Source organism: Micromonospora globbae (genome assembly GCF_003610785.1).
Classification (GTDB): domain Bacteria; phylum Actinomycetota; class Actinomycetes; order Mycobacteriales; family Micromonosporaceae; genus Micromonospora; species Micromonospora globbae.
Map to the genome: position 1 here is coordinate 1 of NZ_RAQQ01000076.1, position 2,633 is coordinate 2,633.

Here is a 2,633-nt window from a genome sequence, read left to right on the forward strand (position 1 = left end):
TGTCGGGGTACGGCCTGGAGTGCAGAGCTAGGTACAGCTGATCTTGCAGAGGTGCGCACTGTTTGTCCGTCGTCAGCAGGTGACTGAGGGTGAGGCTGCTCGGGTCGTGATCGGACCGGCGTGGGGCGGCTGGCGGTGGGGGCGTTGGATGAGCAGCGGTGGCTGGATGTGCGCCGGTTCCGGGCGTTGCACGAGGCTGGTGCGAGTGTCTCGGAGATCGCGCGTGAGACGGGCCTGAACTGGCGGACGGTGAAGAAGTACCTGGCTGCTGGTGGTGGCGAGGTGGTGCCGCCGGTTCGGGCGCGGCCGGCTCGTGGGCAGTTGATCGACGTGTTCGCGCATGTGGTCGATGCGTGGTTGCGGGCGGAGTTGCTGCTCAAGGGCACGGTGATTCATGAACGTCTTGTCGAGCAGTACGGGTTCACCGGCAACTACCAGCGGGTGAAGTTGTATCTGCAGCAGGCCCGGCCGCGGATCGCCGCGGAGTTGGGGATTAGTCCGGATCAGCTGGCCGGGCTGCACCGCCGGTTCGAGGTTGTTCCGGGTGCGCAGGCCCAGGTGGACTGGGGCGACGAGGGCGGCATCCTCGCCCATGTCGGGATCCCGAAGGTGTACTCGTTTCACATGGTGCTGTCGTACTCGCGGGATCCGTTCTGCTGCTTCACCACCAGCCAGGACCTGGCCGCGTTCTGGGAGTGTCACCGGCGGGCGTTCGCGCACTTCGGTGGGGTTCCCGGGGTGATCGTCTACGACCGGACCAAGACCGTGGTCCGCCGGCACGTCGCCCCGGGCGAGGCGGTGCCGCTGCACCCGGAAGCGGTCGCGTTCGCCGGGCACTACGACTTCGACATCGATGTGCTGGCCGCCTATCGGCCGACCGGCAAAGGGCGGGTCGAACGGCAGGTCACCATCGTCCGTGATCATGTTCTGGCCGGGCGGGCGTTCTCGTCGTTGGCCGAGCTCGATGCCACGTTCGTGGCCTGGGTGCCGCAGCGGCGGGCCGTGCGGCATCGCACCCACGGCGAGATCATCGGCGTGCGGGCGGTCCGTGACCATGCCGCGCTGCGACCGATCCCCGCCAGGGCGTATGTGGTCGCCGACCGGCATCTGCGGCACGTCGGCAAGGACTGCCTGGTCGCCTACGCCGGCAACCTCTACTCTGTGCCGGCCCGCCGGGTCCGCCACCGCCAGCTCGTGGAGATCCGGGCGACCGCTGCCACCATCACCATCCACGCCACCGTCGGCGGTCTGGACGGCGCCACGCTGCTGGCCACGCACCAGCGGGCCGTGGGCCGCGGCGCCCGCGTGGTCGATGAGAGCCACTGGGACGGTCTGCCCGACGGACACACCCGTGCCGTCACCACTGGCGACCCCGACGGCGGGCAGCCGACCACACGCCGACCGGCCCGCCGCGACGGCGGTCAGGGGCCGCTGCAAGCCCTGCTCAACCGGGCCGCCGCCGCCCAGGTCGCCGTCGAGGCCCGGCCGCTGTCGGTCTATGAGCAGATCGCCGCGGCCAGCCCGTTCACCAACCGCCCACACCTGAAGGACGTCTCGAAGTGAGTGAGCTGGTCACCAACCGCATCCACGCCAGCGCCACCAAACTCGGCCTGCCTCACCTGGCCAAGACGCTGCGGGAACTCACCGGCCGGGCCGACACCGAGGCCATGGGCTACCTGGAGTTCCTCGACCTCGTTCTGGAAGAGGAACTCGCCGTCCGCGACGAACGCCGCTTCCGCGCCGGGCTGCGTCTGTCGAAGCTGCCGCACCACAAGACCCTCGACGACTACGACTTCAGCTTCCAACCCGACCTGGACCCGCGCAAGGTCCGTGACCTCGCCACCCTCGCGTTCGTGCAGGCCAAAGCCAACGTCGCGTTCCTCGGCCCACCCGGTGTCGGCAAGACCCACATCGCGGTGTCCCTCGCGGTCGCCGCCTGCCGAGCCGGATTCACCGTCTACTTCACCACCCTCGACGACATGGTCCGCCACCTCACCGCCGCCGACGCGATCGGCCGGCTGGCCCGCAAGCTGCAGACCTACCTACGCCCCACCGTCCTGGTGATCGACGAAGTGGGCTATCAGCCCCTTGAACGGCCCGAGGCCAACCTCGTCTTCCAGGTGATCTCGAAACGCTACGAGAAGGGCTCCACCCTGCTGACCTCGAACAAAGGCTTCGGTGAATGGGGCCAAGTCTTCGGCGACGAGGTCCTGGCCACCGCCATCCTCGACCGGCTCCTGCACCACTGCGACGTCGTCCCCATCAACGGCCCCAGCTACCGACTCAAGAACCGCCTCACCGCCATCGAGAACGTCGCCTGATGCCACCCGCGGCCATCCCGGACGACCCCGCAGCCACCAGCGACACCTACCACGGCGACCTGCTGCAACTCCTGCTCCAGATCTGCGAGGACTTCCTCGCCAACACCGGACCGGCGACCCACCACGAGATCGACACCCTCCTACGCGCCCGCGGCATCACCGGCGGACCCGGATGGCTGATCGACATGCTCGGCCTCACCCGCCTGCGCCTGCAAGACGCAACCCACCGTGACGAACAAGGCGCCCACCACGACACCTGACCTCTGCAAGATCAGCCGTACTCGCCTCTGCACTCCAACGAGTACCCCGACA

General features: G+C 68.6%; 3 protein-coding genes. All 3 read left to right on the forward strand.

Annotated elements, in window-relative coordinates; translation table 11 throughout:
* The first annotated feature begins 135 nt into the window (after positions 1–135).
* From istA to D7I43_RS32290, 3 genes are read left to right on the forward strand one after another with little or no spacing between them, the layout of a single operon-like run.
* Positions 136–1,563: an IS21 family transposase gene (gene istA, locus D7I43_RS32280; RefSeq protein WP_240033334.1), complete on the forward strand. Its 1,428-nt coding sequence runs from the start codon at positions 136–138 to the stop codon at positions 1,561–1,563.
* The gene (istB, locus tag D7I43_RS32285) at positions 1,560–2,321 is read left to right on the forward strand and encodes an IS21-like element helper ATPase IstB (protein ID WP_120332325.1); all 762 of its coding nucleotides are present in this window, start codon (positions 1,560–1,562) and stop codon (positions 2,319–2,321) included. Before istA ends, istB begins: the two co-directional genes overlap by 4 nt.
* Positions 2,321–2,581, forward strand: a complete 261-nt coding sequence (locus D7I43_RS32290; protein WP_120332326.1) for a hypothetical protein — start codon at positions 2,321–2,323, stop codon at positions 2,579–2,581. Before istB ends, D7I43_RS32290 begins: the two co-directional genes overlap by 1 nt.
* The last annotated feature ends 52 nt before the right edge of the window (positions 2,582–2,633 follow it).